At 40.3% G+C, this 21076-nt stretch carries 19 protein-coding genes; 10 read left to right on the top strand and 9 right to left on the bottom strand.

Translation table 11 applies throughout. The features are described 5' to 3' along the window. The first annotated feature begins 123 nt into the window (after nucleotides 1–123). Genes lspA through G496_RS0112230 form a run of 7 tightly spaced genes read left to right on the top strand, consistent with a single transcriptional unit; the run spans nucleotide 124 to nucleotide 4256 of the window. Nucleotides 124–621, top strand: coding sequence for a signal peptidase II (lspA, locus tag G496_RS0112200; protein WP_027179531.1), 498 nt, complete (start codon nucleotides 124–126; stop codon nucleotides 619–621). After that, entirely contained in the window at nucleotides 596–1351 is a 756-nt protein-coding gene (locus tag G496_RS0112205; protein ID WP_027179532.1) for a prolipoprotein diacylglyceryl transferase, read from the top strand. The genes lspA and G496_RS0112205 overlap by 26 nt, the downstream gene beginning before the upstream one ends. Next, nucleotides 1348–1584 (top strand): PLD nuclease N-terminal domain-containing protein, encoded by a 237-nt coding sequence (locus tag G496_RS0112210; protein WP_245577915.1) that lies wholly within the window; start codon nucleotides 1348–1350, stop codon nucleotides 1582–1584. The genes G496_RS0112205 and G496_RS0112210 overlap by 4 nt, the downstream gene beginning before the upstream one ends. Beyond that, nucleotides 1574–2488 (top strand): tol-pal system protein YbgF, encoded by a 915-nt coding sequence (gene ybgF / locus G496_RS0112215; RefSeq protein ID WP_027179534.1) that lies wholly within the window; start codon nucleotides 1574–1576, stop codon nucleotides 2486–2488. Before G496_RS0112210 ends, ybgF begins: the two co-directional genes overlap by 11 nt. Nucleotides 2489–2540: 52 nt before the next feature. Then, on the top strand, nucleotides 2541–2984 hold the full coding sequence (locus tag G496_RS0112220) for an NIL domain-containing protein (protein WP_027179535.1): 444 nt from the start codon (nucleotides 2541–2543) through the stop codon (nucleotides 2982–2984). Then, nucleotides 2984–3496, top strand: a complete 513-nt coding sequence (locus G496_RS0112225; protein WP_027179536.1) for a PilZ domain-containing protein — start codon at nucleotides 2984–2986, stop codon at nucleotides 3494–3496. Before G496_RS0112220 ends, G496_RS0112225 begins: the two co-directional genes overlap by 1 nt. 31 nt (nucleotides 3497–3527) lie before the next feature. Then, the gene (locus G496_RS0112230) at nucleotides 3528–4256 is read left to right on the top strand and encodes a protein phosphatase CheZ (RefSeq protein WP_027179537.1); all 729 of its coding nucleotides are present in this window, start codon (nucleotides 3528–3530) and stop codon (nucleotides 4254–4256) included. A gap of 246 nt (nucleotides 4257–4502) precedes the next feature. Here G496_RS0112230 and G496_RS0112235 read toward each other — a convergent pair whose 3' ends face one another. The 7 genes from G496_RS0112235 to G496_RS0112265 form a co-directional block, all read right to left on the bottom strand. Beyond that, nucleotides 4503–5615 carry a M20/M25/M40 family metallo-hydrolase gene (locus G496_RS0112235; RefSeq protein WP_027179538.1) on the bottom strand — a complete coding sequence of 371 codons (1113 nt, stop codon included), beginning with the start codon at nucleotides 5613–5615 and terminating at the stop codon, nucleotides 4503–4505. A 456-nt stretch (nucleotides 5616–6071) separates the two neighbouring features. Continuing rightward, nucleotides 6072–6329, bottom strand: coding sequence for a HypC/HybG/HupF family hydrogenase formation chaperone (locus G496_RS0112240; protein WP_027179539.1), 258 nt, complete (start codon nucleotides 6327–6329; stop codon nucleotides 6072–6074). An 83-nt stretch (nucleotides 6330–6412) separates the two neighbouring features. Beyond that, on the bottom strand, nucleotides 6413–6904 hold the full coding sequence (locus tag G496_RS0112245; RefSeq protein ID WP_027179540.1) for a HyaD/HybD family hydrogenase maturation endopeptidase: 492 nt from the start codon (nucleotides 6902–6904) through the stop codon (nucleotides 6413–6415). 70 nt (nucleotides 6905–6974) lie between these two features. Beyond that, entirely contained in the window at nucleotides 6975–8681 is a 1707-nt protein-coding gene (locus G496_RS0112250) for a nickel-dependent hydrogenase large subunit (RefSeq protein WP_027179541.1), read from the bottom strand. Nucleotides 8682–8733: 52 nt separating this feature from the next. Next, on the bottom strand, nucleotides 8734–9687 hold the full coding sequence (locus tag G496_RS0112255; protein WP_027179542.1) for a hydrogenase small subunit: 954 nt from the start codon (nucleotides 9685–9687) through the stop codon (nucleotides 8734–8736). A gap of 483 nt (nucleotides 9688–10170) precedes the next feature. Next, nucleotides 10171–10800: a dTMP kinase gene (gene tmk / locus G496_RS0112260; protein WP_027179543.1), complete on the bottom strand. Its 630-nt coding sequence runs from the start codon at nucleotides 10798–10800 to the stop codon at nucleotides 10171–10173. Continuing rightward, a complete protein-coding gene (locus G496_RS0112265) occupies nucleotides 10776–11810 on the bottom strand; it encodes a 3'-5' exoribonuclease YhaM family protein (protein WP_027179544.1) in 1035 nt (344 codons plus the stop codon). The genes tmk and G496_RS0112265 overlap by 25 nt, the downstream gene beginning before the upstream one ends. Nucleotides 11811–11936: 126 nt before the next feature. Between G496_RS0112265 and surE the strand changes: the two genes are divergently transcribed. From surE to gap, 3 genes are all read left to right on the top strand, one after another. After that, nucleotides 11937–12689 carry a 5'/3'-nucleotidase SurE gene (surE, locus tag G496_RS0112270; RefSeq protein ID WP_027179545.1) on the top strand — a complete coding sequence of 251 codons (753 nt, stop codon included), beginning with the start codon at nucleotides 11937–11939 and terminating at the stop codon, nucleotides 12687–12689. Nucleotides 12690–12793: 104 nt separating this feature from the next. Further along, nucleotides 12794–13717 carry a class II fructose-1,6-bisphosphate aldolase gene (gene fba, locus G496_RS0112275; RefSeq protein ID WP_027179546.1) on the top strand — a complete coding sequence of 308 codons (924 nt, stop codon included), beginning with the start codon at nucleotides 12794–12796 and terminating at the stop codon, nucleotides 13715–13717. A 156-nt stretch (nucleotides 13718–13873) separates the two neighbouring features. Next, nucleotides 13874–14860, top strand: coding sequence for a type I glyceraldehyde-3-phosphate dehydrogenase (gene gap / locus G496_RS0112280; protein ID WP_027179547.1), 987 nt, complete (start codon nucleotides 13874–13876; stop codon nucleotides 14858–14860). Between the two features lie 83 nt (nucleotides 14861–14943). Here gap and G496_RS19620 read toward each other — a convergent pair whose 3' ends face one another. Beyond that, a complete protein-coding gene (locus tag G496_RS19620) occupies nucleotides 14944–18873 on the bottom strand; it encodes an efflux RND transporter permease subunit (RefSeq protein ID WP_245577916.1) in 3930 nt (1309 codons plus the stop codon). Between the two features lie 11 nt (nucleotides 18874–18884). Continuing rightward, nucleotides 18885–21062: an efflux RND transporter periplasmic adaptor subunit gene (locus G496_RS0112290; RefSeq protein WP_027179548.1), complete on the bottom strand. Its 2178-nt coding sequence runs from the start codon at nucleotides 21060–21062 to the stop codon at nucleotides 18885–18887. Nucleotides 21063–21076: the final 14 nt, after the last annotated feature.

A 21076-nucleotide genomic window follows, 5' to 3' on the forward strand; every position in this document is an offset into this window, starting at 1 on the left:
TTTAAAATGATTGTGTAAAACCCCCGTCTCCAGATCATGGAGAACGGGGGTTTTAATAAGCGGATAACAGTTATGACAACATACTAGTTTAACTTCAGATAGTAGATGGCAGGACTAAATTTAATGAACAAATTTCTTCACGCAGGAATAATTGCATCCGCAACGGTTATTCTAGATCAACTTACCAAATATACCATCCAGTCAAGTTTACCTTTATGGTCTTCAAAAACCATAATACCCAATTTCTTTAATCTGGTTCATGCCGTAAACAAAGGTGCAGCTTTCGGTTTTTTGAATAGAGCTGATATAACATGGCAGCGAGGATTCTTTATAGTAATAACACTTATTGCCTTGGGTGTTATTTATTATCTTATAAAATCTATGAACAAAATTTATAAGGTTCAGGTAACAGCACTCTCTTTGTTACTTGGAGGTGCGGTAGGTAATCTTATTGACCGCATTTTATTTGGTCAGGTTACTGACTTTCTGGATTTTTATATCGGTAATTACCACTGGCCGGCATTCAATGTTGCAGATATTGCTTTGACAGTTGGAGCCTTTATGATGATAATTGCAGTATACATAAATAAAAACGATGGATCCGATAATATTACAAACTGATAATTTTACTATATACAGTTATAGTATTTATTTCATCACTGCATGTCTGCTCGGCCTCGCAGTTATTACACGAGAAGCCAGACTTCGCGGATTAAATTTTAACTTTGGTCCCATTGCCGGGCTGATCGCATTAGTTTGTGGAATAATTGGTGCAAAAATTTCGTTTGCAGCCCTTCACCCTAGACTAATTATCTCTTCTCCTGAAATTTTATTTACATTCAGCAACAAAACAATGTGTTTTTCTGGAGCACTCATTTTTGGTGCAACCGGAGCCAGCCTTTTTTTAAAAAATAGAAACCAAAGTATACTACCGTGGGCAGACTCGTTTGCTCCGGCGATAGCTATAGCCTTATCTGTTGGATGGCTAGGATGTTTTGCTTCCGGATTCGGATATGGGACCCCGACTGATTTACCATGGGCTGTTATTAATCACTCTACGGATTCATTAGCACCAATCGGGACTTTAATGCATACGACACAAATTTATTATAGTGTTTCATACCTGATAATTTTTCTAACTTTAGCAATTGTCGCAAAATATGCTAGATTTTCTGGTATTATTAGCGGGATATTTATCACTTTATTCGGCCTCTCCAACTTTTTAATAAGTTTTTTGCGGGCAGACCGCTTAGCACAACTGGGACCATTAAGTTTTGAGCAAGTGTTAGAACTGGCTTTTCTTTCAATTGGAGTTTATCTTACTCTCCAAAAGAATTATGGGAGCAAATGATGTTTTTTGGAAATATACCAGAACTTCCATTATCAACTTGGATGACGATTCTAGGTTGTATTGGTTTTTTCGCAGCTTTATCCCTTTTTGCTATATGGGATGCATTTAAACGTGATTTTCCAACTTCAATGGAAAAAGTTGGCTGGATCCAACTTTCAATCTTTATACCTTTCCTAGGATGTCTTGCTTATTTCTGCCTAGGTAGGAGAAGAGGTAAAAAATATGAAGCATAGCTTTAAACATAAAACAATCTCCGCAATTCTTATGGGAGTATTGCTGGCATCATCAGGTTGTGTAACAACTTCAGATTATAATGCCTTACAGAGGGAACTTCAGCAGACCCGTTCCAGATTGAACAAAAAAATTGACGATCTTGATAGCAGAACTAGACATTCTGAAGCTGAAATCAATCAAAAAATTAATGAAACTGATTCCATCAGATCTCAGCAGGCAGGCCTTGCAGCAGATGTTCTTTCCATAAAAAGAGACGTTGCCCAGCTAAAAGGTTCAGTAGATTCAATGTCTATGAATGTGAACCACATGTCTAATAGCACAGGTAACAGCACTCAGACTCTGGAAGATCTTTCAAACCAGATAAAAATAATGCAACTGGCATTGGAAAGTCAGTTGGCAGTTGATTTTGATAATATCAATCTTAAAGTTGATAAAGATAAAGATCTGACTGAAAATAAGGCGACAAGTGCGACTGTTGCAGCTGGTATCGAGGCTGTCGTCAGCCCCGAGAAAAAAGAAGCTCCGGCAGATCCAGCTAAAAAGCTTTATGATCAGGCTCTTAGCAAATTTACTAACCATAAATATAAAGAAGCCATTAGAGACTGGGCAGAGTTTGTTAAGAACTTTAATGGGAATAAGCTGGTTCCAAACTCTATTTTCTGGCAGGGTGAATGCTATTACCAACTTGGTGACTATGCAAATGCAGCTTTAAAATATCAGGATGTAATTGCTAAATATCCTAAAAGCACAAAGCTCAGGCAGGCTATGTTAAAGCAAGGTATTTCTTTGATTAAGCTGAACAAAGTCAAACCGGGTAAATTCATTCTAAATGATTTGATTAAAAAATCTCCAAAATCAACCGAAGCTAAAAGAGCTAAAATTTATCTTGATAACTTAAAATAAATTTTAATCGCTTAGCACTGAATATACAGAAAACCAAAGATGGAAGACTAAAATGAGTGAAAACAACAATTTAAGCAAGATTATTCACCTTGCCTTTCCTCCTGAAATTTCAGGAAGACCAGTTATCTGCAACCTTGGAAAATTATTTGACCTGAGCTTCAACATTCTCAAGTCAGATATAAACCCAAGGCAGGAAGGTTCAATGACCCTTGAAATATCAGGTACCGAAGAAGAATTCCAGACAGGAATTAACTATCTTAAAGAAAACGGTGTTTCGCTGATACCGGTAGCCAGCAAAATTGCAAGGGACGAAGATTCATGCATGCATTGCGGTATGTGTCTGGCAATGTGCCCCACCGGAGCCCTTTCTCTGGATATGGATACAAGACTGGTCATGTTTGATCTTGAAAAATGTACAGCCTGTGGCAGATGCACCAAAATCTGTCCCGTACGGGCTATGATCATTGATCCACAGGACGACAATGGAATAGCTTAATGATTCAGGGTAAACAGCATTATTCTAAGGTAAAAACCAGAATAGAGGGAATGGCACGGATTGCAGAATCCGTCCATTCCCCATTGCTGTTTAGAAACTCTGAATCTATTGGTCAGGATAATCTGCCAGAAAAACTTGAAGAGTCCAAAATTCCAGATGGTCTCAAATTATTTCTTACAGAGATGGATCGTAAGCTTAATATTCTTTTACAGCTTCACAGCATAAAAAAGCTTGAAGACAGTTATCCTGTAAAAATTGATATAAGAGAAATTTCCGGTGAAGGGATTGATTTTATACCTGATAGACCGATAGCTGAAAACCAGATTCTAGAAGTCATACTGATACTGGAACAAATGCCCATAAAAACAGCAGGTGCAAAAGGATTCGCCCAAAAAAAAGGAGACATCTGGCATCTTGACTTCAACAATATACGAGAAAATGATCAGGAATTAATAATCCAGTTTGTTTTCAGCGAACAAAGAGAACTTATAAGAGCGCAAAAAAATATTTAACGACACTGCAAATTACATCAAGGAGAGGGATGTGATAAACGACGAACAAATCGTCAAAGATATGATGGAAAGAGTCTCTGAAGACCTTGTGCACAGTTTGAAAGAAAGTATTACTCAAGCTGTTCAGAAAGAGGTTTCCAAAAATTTATCAAAAGCACTGCTTGAAGGTGAATTTTACAGACGCATAAATCATGACCTTCAAAATGGTCTTAAAGACATATACCGCGAAGTTTCAAAAGCTAAAAGCGGGCCGGCAGGAACAATTGCCGTTGAAGCTGACCCAGATGAATTATTTTCAGAGGCATCTGACCAACTGGATGCAATTCTCAGAACAACAGAGAAAGCGACTGAAGACATCATGGATATAGTTGAAAAACTTCAGGGAACGCAAATGGCTCTTTCAGACCTTATCAAAGGTTTTGAAACAGGTGGAGTTAAAAAAACTCAGCGTGAAAAACTTAGCCAGATTAATAATGAATTAGGCTTAGACCTGATGACAATAATGACAACTTTGAGCTTTCAGGACTTAACCGGGCAACGCATAAAAATAATAATTGAGACAATTAAAAGCGTAGAAAAAATAGTACTTGATCTATACATGTCTACAGGCCTTAAAATAAAAGCCAGAGAAAAAGCTCCTGAGATGACTCTTGAACAGTTAGACACTGAAACTGAAAATAAAATGTCTGAACTGAAGGGACCGGCTGAAGAGGCTTCACAAAATGAGGTTGATGACCTCTTATCACAGTTGGGATTATAGTACTCCTGAAAAAGAGTCTATTACAGGACTAAAAAGACTCTTGCAGACTGGGTGTATTAATTATTTAAAAACTTAAATAATTAATACACCGTTAAATGCAATATTAAATGTTATATTTTAGTAAAGACTTTAATAAAATTTAAGCATACATAAATTTTAATACTGAACTTCACTACAACAACTTAATAACCATAAAATATATTGATATATTATTTGGTACAGAACTCTCCAAACGCATCTAAGATATCAAACATCTGATTTCATAATTTCCATAGTAATTCTTGCTGCATCGACCAATGATTGAATATGTATTGACTCATTTACTGTATGCACGTCAGTCATTCCAATACCCAAAGTTAAGACAGACATCCCCTTTCCACTAAAAACATTTGCGTCGCTCCCGCCACCGGTAGCTGAAATTTTTGATTTGATGCCACACTTTTCACAACAGCGTACGATACTTTCTATCAAAGGATCATTTTCAGGGATATCTACAGGAGGGTAAGTCAATTCTGCGTTGAAGTTATAACTCCCTCCAACTTTAGCTATGGCTTCGCTGCAAGCTTTTTTCATATTATCTAATTGTGCAGACAATTTTTCCTCACTGATAGAGCGAGCTTCAGCCATGACATTAACCTTATCAGCCACAATATTTGTGGCGACTCCTCCAGATATTGAACCTATATTTGCGGTAGTATCAGAATCAATCCTGAGCAGCTGCATTCTCGTAATGGCCTCAGCAGCCAACTGAATTGCACTCACTCCTGCCTCAGGAGACATTCCTGCATGTGAAGCCCTGCCAATAAATTCTATGTCGATATAAGCCTTGCCCGGAGATCTATTTATAAGAGTTCCGACACTCCCTTCAGCATCAAGAACAATTATTTCATTAGAATTAAGCTTTTCGGAATCTAAGAATTTAGCACCGAACATCCCAGACTCTTCAACTATAGTAAAAACAATTTTTATTTCAGGATGTGGAATATTCTCACTTTCCAAAGAAGTCACAGCCTCTAGTATTGCAGCAATACCACCTTTATCATCTCCTCCAAGTACAGTCTTTCCGTTTGAATAAATTACTCCATCTTTTATTACAGGCTCAACTCCATTGCAGGGCTTAACACAATCCATATGAGCCGAAAAAACAGGACAAACGCCTCCTCCTGTTGCCGGAACTGTAATTATCAAATTACCGGAATTACCGCCGCAGCTATCCGCAGCCCTATCTTCTTCAAAGCTGAAATGGTAATTCTCAGCCCATTTTTTTAAAAAGTTGCAAACATCTTTTTCATAAAAGGACGGACTATCAATTTTAACCAATGAAATGAATGTATCAACCAGCCTATTGGTATCTACCATACACATCTCCCAAAAGTTTAAATATTATACCATGTTGATAACATCATTATTTTATTTAATTAATACAGAATGTGCTCATATTGATATTTAATTATTTTTAGTACAGTAGACAATTGCGGTTGGATTACTAGAGAAAAATGGAATTTTATAGATTGGTCTGGAACTGAACCTAATAATGCACGACATCAGAATGAAATCCATTTCAGTGCAGATTCAAGATACGGATTCAGATGGAACTATGAAGACTCAGCTGTATCAAGCATGATAAATGGATATATTATAGAAAAGAATATCATCCTAGCTCCAACTCCTGTAATAACAGGTAGTTAGATACTGTTTTCAGGTCTTGCAGTATCTTGAGGGTTAAAAAAATATTCTCCCAATAGACTAACTATATAATAAAGGACTGTACTCCGATTGAATACAGTCCTTTTAAAGAATAGTCTTTTAGATTAGTTAAAATCCACACGCTTCAGGTTCAGTTCCATCCGCGATCTTAACCATATCACGCAAAATTTTTAATGTTTCCTCAGCTTCAGTCGAATCAAGTTTGCGCAAAGCAAAACCAGCATGAACTATCAAATAGTCACCAACCTCAACTTCATCGGACATAAGCATGAGAGAAGCATCTAAAAAAGTCTCCCCTTCTCCCACTCTACACTTTGCCATCTGATCTGAAATAGATACGATCTCAACCGGAATTGCTAAACACATATTACGACCTCTTTCGTTGAGTTGGTTACATTAAATATCTTCGAAAATATCTTCAGCTTTAAAGTATAATACCAGATCATGCGTTAAGCAAGACAACTATAAGATCCGCCAGCGCTCTTAATCTCTTCCAAAACTTTTTCTGCCATAAAAGGCATTCTTTCTTTTACTTGATCAGAAACATGCTCAGATAAAGATTGAAAATCGAACGGTTCAACCCCAACAACCACGCAGTCAGGACGTTTTCCACAAAGTTCACACAGCACCAAAGTATCTAAGAGGTCGGTTTGATGCATAGAATCTTTAAAAGCCAGACTTTTGCGCAGATCTTCACCGACAAGGCGATATACAGAACCCGGTTCATCACCACCAAGTACAGCATCAACGACAATAAGCATGTCCGAATCCATTATCGGTCCCATAAGTCTGGTGCCTAATGTTCCGCCATCCATTAAAGTCACGTTTCCGGAAAAATTGTATTTTTCCTGCAGCTCTTCAACAATTCTGACGCCGACGCCTTCATCTGTGTAAAGAATATTACCTACGCCTAAAACAAGAATCTTTTTTTCTTCAGTCATATTTTCCTTCATCAAAAAAAAAGGGAACCCGGCCAGGCCGGATTCCCATAATGATCATTAAGAATGAAGCCTACAGTACCTTGAATTTATGAACCTCATTTGTTCTGGCATCAATAACATGTACGCCACAAGCGATGCAAGGATCATATGAATGTACAGTACGTAATATTTCAACAGGACGTTTAGGATCTGCAATAGGTGTTCCCATAAGGGCTTCTTCAACTGCAGACATTTTGTTCTGATTACATCTGGGTCCAAGGTTCCATGTAGAAGGAACGACAAGCTGGAAATTCTCAATCTTGCCGTCTTTAATCTTAATCCAATGGGAGAGAGCTCCACGAGGAGCACCGACAAAACCAACACCTTCAGCTTCGTCAGGCATTTCCCAATCGATGCAGATTGCTTTATCGTTTTTGAGGTTATCCTCAAGATTCTCAACCCATTTCTGCATTTCAGCGGCAACAACAGAAGTTTCAATACCACGGGCAGCAGTACGGCCGAGAGTTGAGAACAAGGCAGACTTATCAACACCAAGAGCGTTGAGAACATAGTCTGTGGTATCAACAAAAGGTTTAACACCCTTGGCATATGCAGTAAGCACATGTGCAAGAGGACCAACTTCAACAGATTCACCTTTATATCTCGGTGCCTTCATCCATGAGTAGCGGTCTCTGTCTTCATAACTTGTGTACTGAGGATCAGTAACACCGTCATAAGGATGCAGAGAAGAATTACCCTTGTACCAGCTATGGCTGATATCTTCTTTAATTGATTTAGGATCAAAGTCACCAACAGTACCGAGGTCGCGATTCATGATCACGCCCTGAGGAATGAAGCGGCTATTGATATCGTGTTCAATTTCAGGGAATTCACCAAAACTCAGGAAGTTATGAGTTCCACCGATTCCTGCCCAGTCTTTATATTTGGAAGCAACCATCAAAAGATCGGGAATATAACACTCGTCTACAAACTTTTTGGTTTCAGCCTGAAGCTGCTTAAACTCTTTGATTCTCTCAGGAGTAAGAGAATCATAACAAGTAACACCACCAACGATTGTAAACTGTGTATGGGGGTTCTTTGCGCCGAAAACAGCCATTGCGCTTGCAGCTTTAACCTGAAGATGAAGAGCTTCAAGATAATGAGCTGTAGCAACAAGGTTTTCCTCAGGGTTCAGATAATAAGCATCGTGACCACCAAGGAAATATGCATTGGTAAAAATACCAAGCTGATTGGAAGCGACAAAAGCCTTCAATTTTTCCTGAACAGCTTTCAAATCTTCAGGCTTTGTTTGGCGTGAAGACATAGAGTTGGCAAGCTTTGCAGCCTTAACAGGGTCGGCCTGCAAACCGCTGACTACATCAACCCAGTCAAGGGCATGCAGATGATAAAAATGAACAATATGGTCATGAAGATACTGTGAAGCCATGACCAGGTTACGAACAAGACGTGCGTTTTTAGGCAGTTTTTTATCAACGCCTACAGCATTATCTACAGCACGGGTTGAAGCCAGAGCATGTACATAAGTACAGACTCCACAGGAGCGCTGAGTAAAGTGCTGAGCGTCCCTGGGATCACGTCCTTTAAGAATAATTTCAAGTCCGCGGAAAAGCTGAGAACTACTCCAGACATTGCTGACTTTTCCGTTTTCAACTTCAACTTCAATTTTGAGATGGCCCTCAATACGAGTCAACGGGTCAACGATGACAGGACCTGAATAATTTTTGTCAAAAGGGGTAGCCACTACTGCGGGTCCCGATTTTGCCTTGCACCCAGACATATGCAATCCTCCCTGAGAAAATGGAATTGATTCAAAAGTGAAATAAAAAAACTTATAATGACTCGTAGAACGGGCTCATTTCATCCCAGAAATCTGGCTCACTACAACCAATACAGGGATGCCCGGCTTCTACAGGCCAGTTCGTCTTGTTATTGAACTTCACCTTGGGGCAGTTGTTATAGGTATCGGGGCCTTTACAGCCTAATTCATATAAACAGTAACCTTTTCTTGCTTCTTCGGAAGCAAAAGAAGGAGCAAACTCATCATTATTGAAATGAACAAGTCTAGGACAGTTATCGTGCACAGCCTCACCATAGAAGAGATTAGGACGGCCGTTTGCATCAAGCTCAGGCAGACTCTTGTGAGTAAGGTAGTAGACGACAGTTCCAACAAAGTTAAACGGATTAGTAGGACATCCGGGGAGGTTTATAGTAGGCACTCCGCCAAGTGCTTTACTTACACCCATAGCCTTTGTCGGATTCGGGGCCGCAGCCTGCACGCCACCGTAACATGCACAAGTACCAATACAGATTGTAGCAATTGATTTTGGAACAATTTCTTTGGCAATATCATACATGGTGTTACCACCGACTTTTCCGTAAACTCCACCGTCTGCAGTAGGAACAGCTCCTTCAACAACGCAGATAAAACCGTCTTCCGAATTAACGGCTTCATGCAGAGCTTCTTCAGCTGCGTGTCCGGCTGCCGCCATTATTGTTTCATGATAATCAAGTGATATGGTGTCCAGAATAAGGGCATCAATATAAGGAGAAACGGTACGAAGGACAGCTTCAGAGCAGCCTGTGCACTCTGCAAGGTGCAGATAGACGACAGAAGGACGCTTTTTTTGCGTCAAAGCTTCGGCTACCTGAGGGGCAAAAGCAGGCCCCATTCCCATAACAGCTGCAGTTGTTGCGCAGAACTTCATAAAGTCACGGCGGGAGACACCATTCTGCTCAAGGCGTTTTTCCGCTCCATCCTTTCCGAGTCCCACAGAGAATCTCATAAAAACCTCCATCCTCAAATTAAAGGTCAGTGGGTTCAGCAAACCCCTGCCAACGCGATCAGTAAAATGGATACTGACCCAAAACTACTAATCACGCGAATCAACCAACCCAACCACAATAAAAAAAACTAATCTGATGTAGTGAATATAAATAGCTCACTATCAGCAATCAAAAATTAAAGTATCAATAAATACAATGACACTTAAACCATTATACTATGATTGCGTCAAGCCCTAACAATAAAATTATTGGAACAGATGGGTGTTTAATAGTTCAATAGAAGAACATAGTATATAGTGTTACTTTTAAAAAAATATTGCATCAAAAGTTTTACATTTTAAAAATTAAAGATTCAAAAGATCAATATTACAACTTTACACTAACAATTAACATTTAATGTTACATTTTTTTAATAAATAACACACAGACACAAAAAAAAGCCCCTGCACTTTAAATTGCAGGGGCTTAGAAAATAAACTGAACTACAAACTTGCTTCAACAATTTCTCTGATCTGCTCAAAAACACCCTCGATATCACGAGATGCGTCAACTTCTTTTATTCTCTCATGATTCAAAGCAGCCCAAGTCAGATAACCTTCACGCACACGGCTGTGAAATTCTAAAGATTCCGCTTCAAACCTTCCTTCTTCCATCATTTTATTATCACGTATATTTCTGGTCGTAGCACGCCTTAACCCTTCAGCGGCTTCAATATCCAAAAGCAGAGTCAAATCAGGCCAGCATCCAGCTACGGCAACATCATTCAATTCACGCAACAGTTTCGGCTCCAGCCCTCGCCCGTAGCCCTGATAAACAATTGTAGAATCAGCAAATCTGTCTGAAATAACAATTTTCCCATCATCAATAGCAGGCTTTATCATCTGGCTTACGTGCTGCGCCCGATCAGCCAGATATAAGAACAATTCGCTCTCTCCTGTAAGATCGGTGCTTTCCATATTCAGCAGTATTTTTCGCAGTTCCTTACCTATCCGGCTACCTCCGGGTTCAAGAGTTACAAGAACTTCATAACCTTTTTCTTCAAGATACTTTTTAAGCAAAGTGATCTGAGTACTTTTACCGGTCCCCTCTATTCCTTCAAAGGTAATAAACATTGGTTTCCATCCTTAACTTCTTCTAATTTTTTATCTTTAGCGACAGGGGTAACTTCAGCCCTATATAAATACCTGTCTAAATAACGTTGAAAAGGAGTCCACTGTTTTTCTGTCCCTTCCAACTTTTCCAGTTCTGCAAATACAGTATTCATTTTTGCATCAATATTATCAGCATAATGTAAAACAAAAGCTTCCGGGGTTTTAGGCCTTTTGGGAGACCCATATTCATATTCCCCATGATGCGAAAGTATCAAATGCTTCAAATGCAGCTTGAGCTCATCAGGAAGAGACTTTTCTCTTGCCAGGAAGGGTTCAAGTTTTTCAAGACCAATGTATATATGCCCTAAAAGTCGGCCTTCATCAGTATAATCATTTACAAGCCCCCCGGAAAGCTCCCAGGCTTTACCGAGATCATGAAAAATTGCAGCAGCCAGAACAGCCTGTCGGTCTATACCGGGGTAATTGCTACTGATGGACATACAGAGTTTGCAGACAGAAAGTGTATGCTCAAGCAGTCCGCCGATATAGGCATGATGGACAGATTTTGCCCCTGTAGCCATAAGCAGACGTTCTCTGATACTGGAAGACTTCAAAACATTCCTGCAAAACTTCTTCCATGGTTTATACGTCATATATTCAGCAATCAAATAGTCTATCTCCTGCAGCATCGTTTCAGGGTCAACCTTACTGCATGGAAGATAATCAGACAATTCAAGTCCCAGCTGTCTTTCATCTACAACGTCCAGAGCTTCAACAGTAAACTGAAGCTTGTCCCGAAAAGTCCCGATACTTCCTCCTGCCCTAATGAACATTCCAGAAGAAAGCTGTGGTATATTCTGGCTGAGAGGACTCCAGACTTTTGCTTCTATTCTGCCACTGCAATCCTGCAATGTAAGATTCCAAAAAGGTCCGTTTCTGGATTCCCGCATTTGAGCTTCGGCTAAAATAAAAAAATCCTGAATTTTATCACCGGAGACAAAATCTTTAATATATGTAAATTTTTGAGTCACGTCTTGCTATTCCCGAGTTGCTTTGATACCTGCGTCAAGACACCTCAATCGAATAAGAAAAAGGTGCGTTAATAAGAATTGCCTTGAATTCCGGCAAAATGTCAAATCCCAAATGAGTAACAGTTTATGAAAGTACTTCTAACAAATGATGACGGCATACAGGCTACAGGGCTGAGAGCTCTTTACCACGGCATGAAAAAAGCCGGTATAGAAGTCAAAGTAGTAGCCCCGGTCAGTGAACAGTCAGCGGTTGGTCATGCAGTTTCAATATCAACCCCGTTAAGGGTTAAAGAATTCAATGAAGACGGCTTCCACGGATTGGGCGTTTACGGTACTCCGGTAGACTGCGTCAAGCTTGCTCTAAGTACTTTATTGAAAAAAAAGCCTGACATTGTTGTTTCTGGGATAAATAGCGGAGCGAATGTAGGAATTGATATCCTATACTCCGGGACAGTCTCAGCAGCAACAGAAGGGGCTCTGATGGGCATACCCTCACTGGCTGTATCATATGATGATTTCAACCCGGGAGATCTTTCTGAACAGGCTGATTATTGTATTGGACTTCTGGACAAAATCCCCTGGGACAGCCTTAAGGAAAAAACTGTCATAAACTTAAATTTTCCAGCCATACCAACCTCTGAGACCAAAGGCGTAAAAATATGCCCTCATACAAGGGTTTCGTGGCAGGATTGGTATGACTCCAGAATTGATCCACGCGGTCACCCCTACTACTGGATAAACGGGGTAATGCCTCCGGAAAGAATCAGCCCGGACACCGATAGAGCCCTACTTACTGAAGGTTTTATAACTGTAACCCCACTTCACTTTGATTTTAATGACCGTGATAGTTTTGATATTTTGCAATCAAAATTATTATGAGAGCAGATGTTTTTTATACTTTAAATAGACACATCAAACAAAAATGATGTAGATTTGTTTTATTTTAAATACCAAATCAGCCATTCCACTCTAAGGAGGACTCCATGCCATTAGTCTCACCAAAAGAAATGTTTAAAGGCGCATATACCGGCGGTTATGCTATTGGAGCATTTAACGTCAACAATATGGAAATAATCCAAGGGATTATTGAAGCCGGAACGGAAGAAAAATCACCATTGATACTTCAGGTTTCTGCTGGAGCCAGAAAATATGCCGGTCAGGGATACATTATCAAATTAATGGAAGCTGCACTTCAGGATACAGACCTCCCGGTAGTTCTTCACCTCGACCATGGACAGAATTTTGAAATCTGCAAAAAAGTTATCGATGCCGGCTTTACCTCTGTAATGATTGACGGCTCTCATCTGCCCTTTGATGAAAACATTGCTGTCACGAAAAAAGTTGTCGAGTATGCCCACCCCAAAGGTATCTGGGTCGAAGCAGAATTAGGACGACTCGCCGGTGTTGAAGACGACGTTCATTCTGACGAACATATCTATACTGACCCTGATGAAGCTGTGGAATTTGTTGAAAAAACCGGTTGCGATTCACTAGCCATTGCAATAGGAACTAGCCACGGAGCCTATAAATTCTCAGGAAAACCTAAACTGGACTTCGATCGTCTGGAAAAGATCAGTTCCTTGATGCCGGACTACCCTATAGTTCTTCATGGAGCATCCAGCGTTGTTCAGGAATATGTTCAGATGGCAAACCAGTACGGTGGAAATATTGGCGGAGCCAAAGGTGTACCGGAAGATCTTCTCAGAAAAGCCGCATCCATGGCTGTCTGCAAAATTAACATCGATACGGATATCAGGTTGGCTATGACCGCGATGATCCGCAAATTTCTGGCAGAAAACCCGGAAGCTTTTGACCCCAGAGGTTACCTTGGGGAAGCTAGAAAAGCTGTAAAGGATATGGTTTGCCATAAAATTAAAAACGTACTTGGCAGTTCTGGAAAGGCTTAATCTTTCCGCCTGTTGCGGGAAGACAACTTCAACAAATTATTATTAAGGCGGCCTGGGCGGCTGTTATTTGATTGTGAGTACTACACCGGGTGCAATTAATTTGCACCCGGTTAATCTGCTAACATCACTGCCCCGGTTTTTTTCAGGAGGAATAAGATGGCTGTTAATGTTGGTATTAATGGATTCGGGCGTATCGGGCGTTACTTAACCCGCCTTATTGCCGAAGACAATGATTTGAATCTTGTCGCTATCAATGCGAGAGCTTCAAACGAAGACCTGGCACTGCTTTTGAAACATGATTCTGTTCATGGTAAATTTGCAGCAGAGGTTGTACCAAACGAAAAAGGTTTTACTGTTAACGGTAAACAGATCCTTATCACCCGCTGCGCCCCCGGCGAATGGGAATGGGAAAAACTACAATGTGACCTTGTCATCGAAACCACTGGAAAATTCAGAGACCGTGAAAGTTGCGAAAAAGCATTAGCATGCGGAGCCAAAAAAGTTATTATCAGCGCACCGGGAAGGCATCCAGATATTACAGTTGTAATGGGTGTCAATGATGACCAGCTGACTCCGGAACATAAAATAATTTCGGCAGCATCCTGTACAACCAACTGTCTGGCTCCGGCAACCAAAGTAATCCATGATAATTTCGGCATAAGCCATGGGCTTATGACAACTGTCCATGCTTACACTATGAGCCAGAGAGTTCTTGATGGCACCCATTCTGATATCAGACGCGGACGCACCTGCGGCTCTAATATTGTCCCGACAACAACCGGAGCAGCCAAATCGCTAAAGCACGTCATACCTGAATTGGAAGGTAAGCTTGATGGAATGTCTATAAGAGTGCCAACTCCTGATGTCTCACTTGTAGACCTCACCTGCACGGTTGAGAAAGAAACAACCGTAGAAGAAGTTAATGCCGTCTTAAAAGCCGCATCCAATGAAAACATGGGATATACTGAAATGCCTCTCGTTTCCACTGACTATATTGGAGACACTCATGGTGGAGTTGTAGACGGCCCTCTAACCTCCGTAATGAACGGAAATATGATTAAATTGATAGTCTGGTATGACAACGAAGCTAGTTTTACCAATCAGCTCGTAAGGCTCACTAAAAAAACAGCAACAATGCTGTAGTTAGCTTTTATAAAAATGGTTCTAGTATAAAAAAATAAGCATGCTGTTTTTTAAAACAGCATGCTTATTTTTTTACCGAACAACTATTTTTTAATTTTATTTTTAAATTTTAATTCTTCCACAGCACAGTAAAGTACCGGGACAACATACACGGTTAGTATAGCAATAGACATACCTCCAAATGAAGGGATAGCCATTGGAACCATTATATCTGAGCCTCTACCGGTTGAGGTGAGGATTGGTAATAAAGCCAGAATTGTTGTTGCCGAAGTCATAAGTGCCGGTCTGATTCTTCTTTCAGCACCAGAGACAACTGTTTCACGAATTTCAGCAATTGAGCCCATAGAGCGTTTTTTCTTACTCTCATCAAGGTAAGTTGCCATTATCACCCCATCATCCGAGGCTATTCCAAACAAAGCTAAAAAGCCTACCCAGATAGCAACACTCAAATTGATAGGCCCTATCTGGAACAGTTCACGCATTGGCGTACCTAGAACACTAAAATTCATAAACCACGACTGACCATACAGCCAAACCATTAAAAAACCACCAGACCATGCTACAAAGATGCCTGAAAAAACCATCATAGTCGTTGTTAATGACTTGAACTGCATATATAAAATCAGAATTATAAAGAGCAAAGCCAGTGGCAATATCAATTCAAGCTTCTTCTGGGCCCTGATTTGATTTTCATAACTTCCGGCAAATTCATACGAAACGCCAGAGGGAATAACCAACTCTCCAGAGTCTATTTTAGACTGCAAAAAAGCTTTTGCCTGCTCGACAACATCCACTTCGGCAAACCCGGGCTTCTTATCAAAAAGTACATATCCGACAAGAAATGTATCTTCACTCTTGATAACCTGCGGGCCACGAACATAGCGTATTTCTGCAAGTTGATTTAAAGGAACCTGCTCTCCACCGGGAGCACTGACAAGAATCTTGCCCAGAGAATCAATATTATCCCGAAGCTCACGCAAATAGCGAACCCGGACTGGATATCTCTCACGGCCCTCAACAGTTGTAGTAACAACTTTACCGCCAACTGCGACCTCTATAACACTCTGAACTTGAGAAAGCATAATACCGTGTCTGGCAATGGCTTCTCTATCAATAACTATTTCAAGATACGGCTTACCGACAATCCTGTCAGCAATGACCGCTTCTGGTTGAACAGAGCCTACCTGCTTCATATATTTTTCAAACTCAAGAGCTACTTTCTCAAGAGTTTTTAAATCCGGGCCTTTAATTTTTATTCCCATCGGAGCCCGCATTCCAGATTGAAGCATAACAATTCTAGCTGCAATAGGTTGCAGCTTGGGAGCAGAAGTAACCCCCGGAATAGTAGCCACTTTAACAATAGACTTCCAAATATCGCCGGGAGAATTTATTCCTTTCCAACTTTTGCGTCCGTTATTCAAATCAGGATCAAGGGCTTGTCTCCATAATCTGAAAGGCTTGCCATCCTCATCGGGAATCAAATTTCCACTCTCGTCACGGTCATAATACCCTTTAACAAGATATGGATACCCATCAGGTGCTGCAACAGGATTGCCTTTAATATCTCTAAAATAATCAATCTGATCCGGGTCAAATTTATAGCGCAGCCTATTCCCGGATTTATCTGTCAAATACTCTGAAGAATAATTTATAACGGTTTCAATCATCGAGATAGGAGCTGGATCAAGAGGAGTTTCAGCTCTACCAAGCTTTCCAACAGCTGAGGTAACCTCTGGTATTGATTGAATTAGTATATCCTGTTTTCGCAATACATCTTTTACCTCACCAATTGAAGCATGCGGCATTGTTGTAGGCATAAAAAGAAAAGCACCTTCATCAAGGTCCGGCATAAATTCTTTACCCAATCCGGGGAAAGTGTGCGATACGGCGACATAAGGTCTTGATGATTTTATAAAATCTGGCAAAAATCCTGTAACTCTGGGGAATCCCAGCCAAGCGCAGAGACCAAGAAAAATAATGCAGACCGGAAGGGATATGAATAATAATTTATGATTCAAGCACCAACGTAACATTGTTGGATAACCCCTACGAAACATTTCAAAAAACATCATCAAGCCACCAATAATTACCACTACGAAGAGGTAATTATTTAACATTCCCTTTTCTGGTCCCAAAGGCAGCCACGAATTAGTAAGGACCCAGGCGACCATAGCCACAACGATCCAGTTTTCAAACAACTCCAGTTTATTAAGAATGTTATTGTTAACGAATAGAGATAAAATACTTTTAAATGCCAGATATATGAAAAACAGCCCAATCCACCACTTCACCAAAACTGATAAAGCTACACCTGAAAACATATAACTTGCTGTTTTAACTAAAACCTTCTTTTTGGTTCCCTGCTTCTTAATTCTTGTAAAAACTATCTGAGCCAGAGGTGGTAGAATTGTCAGGGCAACAACTATCGAGGACAACAGAGCAAAAGTTTTCGTATATGCAAGTGGTTTAAAGAGCTTACCTTCCGCACCGTCCATAGCAAAAACAGGCAGAAAACTGACTATCGTCGTGGCAACGGCAGTCATTACGGCACTACCGACTTCAACGGTTCCTTCATATACACATACCAATTTACTGACTGACCGAGGCATTTGCTCCATTTTTTTAAGAATGTTTTCACAAATGATAATCCCCATATCAACCATAGTTCCAATCGCAATGGCTATACCGGATAAAGCAACAATGTTGGCGTCCACTCCAAAAGTACGCATAGCCATAAAACACATCAAAACAGCAAATGGCAGCAAAGACGAAATGACCAAAGAACTGCGTAAATGCACTACTGCAATCAGCACAACAATGATCGTTATCAATATTTCCTGAATTAAAGCTGTATTAAGAGTTCCAAGGGTTTCGTTGATCAATCCTGAACGGTCATAAAAAGGAACAATTGAAAGTTTACTTTCTGTTCCATCCGGTAAAATTTTAGAGGGTAGTCCTGGACTGATATCTTTAATTTTTTCTTTAATATTCTTGATGACTTTTAAAGGATTTTCTCCATAACGGACAACAGCAACGCCGCCAACGACTTCTGCTCCACCCTTATCAAGAGCACCTCTGCGCAGAGCAGGACCTTTGGTAACTCTGGCAACATCTTTCACATAAATAGGAATATTATTAACAACTTTGACTACTGATTCTTCAATATCAGACATTTTTTTTATGAAACCAACACCGCGAATGACATATTCTGCGTTGTTGATTTCAATTGTGCGCGCGCCTACATCTAAATTAGAATTTTTTACAGCTTTATAAATATCATTCAGGGTCACATGGGCAGCACGCATGGCATCAGGATCAACATCTATCTGGTATTCCTTTACAAAACCACCAACAGACGCAACCTCACTAACACCTTCGGCGGAAAGGAGAGCATATCGAACATACCAGTCCTGAACAGATCGCAATTCATCAAGATCCCACCCACCGGTTGGATTACCATCAGGATCTCTACCTTCAATAGTATACCAGTAAACCTGTCCCAAAGCTGTAGCATCAGGACCTAGCGAAGGTTTAACTTCCGTCGGCAATGTTCCTGCAGGAAGACTGTTTAATTTTTCAAGCAACCGGGATCTGGACCAATAAAAATCAACATCTTCATTAAAAATAACATAAATAGTTGAAAACCCGAACATGGAGTAACTACGAACGGTTTTAACTCCGGGAACTCCAAGCAAAGCAACGGTCAAAGGATAGGTTATCTGATCTTCTACGTCCTGAGGAGATCTACCCATCCATTTAGTAAAAATTATCTGCTGATTTTCTCCAATGTCGGGAATTGCATCTACAGGAACAGGTGACCTCTCCACTCCATTTAAATGCCAGTCAAAAGGCGCTGTATAGAGCCCTCCTCCGATAACCAGTAATAGTAAAACCGCCACTACCAGCTTTTGTTCCAAACAAAAAAGAATTACTTTTTCAACTAACGTGCGGGCTACGGGACGACCTGTGTCTGAATTTGCATTATCGTTTTCATGCATTTTCTTAGTACTCATAATTAACCTGCCTATTTATCGTCCTTCAGCTGCCTTTGTACTTCACCGCACTCCTGCATGGCTTTTCCAAAATACGGATTACGAATTTTTTGATCATTCTGGAGCCATTTAGCTCCCTTAAAATCAAAAGCCATGGGGCAGAATATTTCATAAACAGGATGATCAGCTTTAATTCCCAGCTGCGAAACAGCGTCAATCATGCCATAAGAAATCGGTTCAAGTCCTGAACGCGCTCCAACGATAGAATCAGATGTTCGAACTTTCTCAATTCCAGAATTGATCTGTTCGAGCGACTTCATCCAGATTTCATTTGCTTTTGTACTAAGAACGCCACTGTCTATTTTATTAAGTTTCTCAGCCATATTCGCAATTTCAGCCTGAGCCTGACTAAGATTATCTGCGGCAAGCGCACCTACAAACAACTCATAAGCATCATAAACATCGCTCAGAGTGACCCTAAACGATTCAGGAACATCTATCCTGTTTTGATTATTTTTTTCAGCAAGTAATGAAATAGAAAAGACCTTATCAAGAGCTTTGAAATGCTCTGTTGTTTCTGAAAGGGCCAGCTCAAGTCTGTGAGAATCTTTAACGGAACGGCCTATAACAGCATCGTTTGACAAAAGCATGGAAAGCTCTTTCCATGCCAGCGATGAATCTCCCTTGAGTCCGGCTCCGTCTATATTTTGAACCTGATCAAAAAAGTTCGAAAAAGCCTTCTTTGAAGCGTCAATATCCCCGGATTTTGCTGTTGCAACTAAATCCTCATAACTTTTTTTAAGAAGAACAATTTTTGAGATGAAAAACGGAGGAAGAGTTGATTCTGCTGAAACAGAATGTCCTGCATGCTCTTTACCTGTATCCAAAGGCTCAATTCCAGTTTCAGTATTCATCATACTGGGCTTGGCTATAATCTGGACGGCACTGTCAATATTGAAGTTGCCTTTTGTAACAACCTCTTCACCTTCAGAAAGACCGTATTTAACGACATAATAATCTCCGGCTTTAGGTCCCAAGACTATCTCACGCCCTTCGTAAACGCCTTCTTTGCCCGGAACAGCAACGTAAACAACTGCCCTGCGCCCTGTTACAAGAGGCGCGGAAGCAGGAATAACTAAATTTGTTTCTTTTTTTTTATCCGTTACGTTGACAGCTTTAACAAACATACCGGGCTTAAGTTTACTGTCCTTGTTCGTAACATCCAATCTAACTCTTATTGTTCTCGTCTTTTCATTGACCATCGGATCAATATAAGAAACCTTGCCTTCAAATCTTTCTCCGGGGAAAGCTTCAGTTGTAAATTTTACGTTCATTCCCATCTTGATCCATGGAAGATCCGATTCATACACCTCAAGAATAACCCAGACTTTTCTCAAATCCGCAATTTTATAAACAGGTGTACCTGTTTTTACATACATTCCTTCATCAACATCTTTCTGAATAACAATTCCGCTTAATGGGGAGTAAAGAGTTACATGGTCCGCAGCCTCCCCTCTTTGAATAATGGCATTTATCTGCCTTGCAGATAATCCTAGTAATTTTAACTTTTCTCTGGCTGCTCTTTCAGTTCTTTTAGCTGTAGATTTGACAACTTTTAAAGAACTTCCTTCAAGAGCCTTGATAGCTTTCACCGACTGAATCAACTCAGCCTGAGCAGTCATCAGCTCAGGGCTGTATATGGAAGCCATTGCCTGCCCTTTTCGAACAGGGCTACCAGTGTAATCTATGTAAAGTTTATCAATACGCCCGCCAGTCCAAGCCGTAATTATACCCATACGGGTTTCATCATAATCAACTTTGCCAAGCATTCTTGTCTGGACACTAACGGCCATTCTTTTAACTTTATCTGTAACTATACCGGCAAGCTTTCTAGATCTTGGAGTTAAACTTATCTGCCTCAGTCCCAAAACTTCATCACCTGAGGCTCCACCCTTTTCAAGAGGGATGAGATCCATAAAACATATGGGACATTTTCCGGGATTTGGAAGTTGAATTTGAGGATGCATTGAGCATGTCCAGACGATGTCTGTTTTTGATGAATTTTCATTTGAAGCAACATGCTCTACATGTTCAGAAGGCTTACTTTCAGCTTCTTCAAAAAGACCTGAACTAAAATATCCCGCAGCAAAAGCAATCAAAATGCCTACTGCAATTAATGACAAGAATGTTTTTTTTGATTTGGATGACATCTCTTTCCCCTATA

The organism is Maridesulfovibrio bastinii DSM 16055, from assembly GCF_000429985.1.
GTDB lineage: Bacteria > Desulfobacterota > Desulfovibrionia > Desulfovibrionales > Desulfovibrionaceae > Maridesulfovibrio > Maridesulfovibrio bastinii.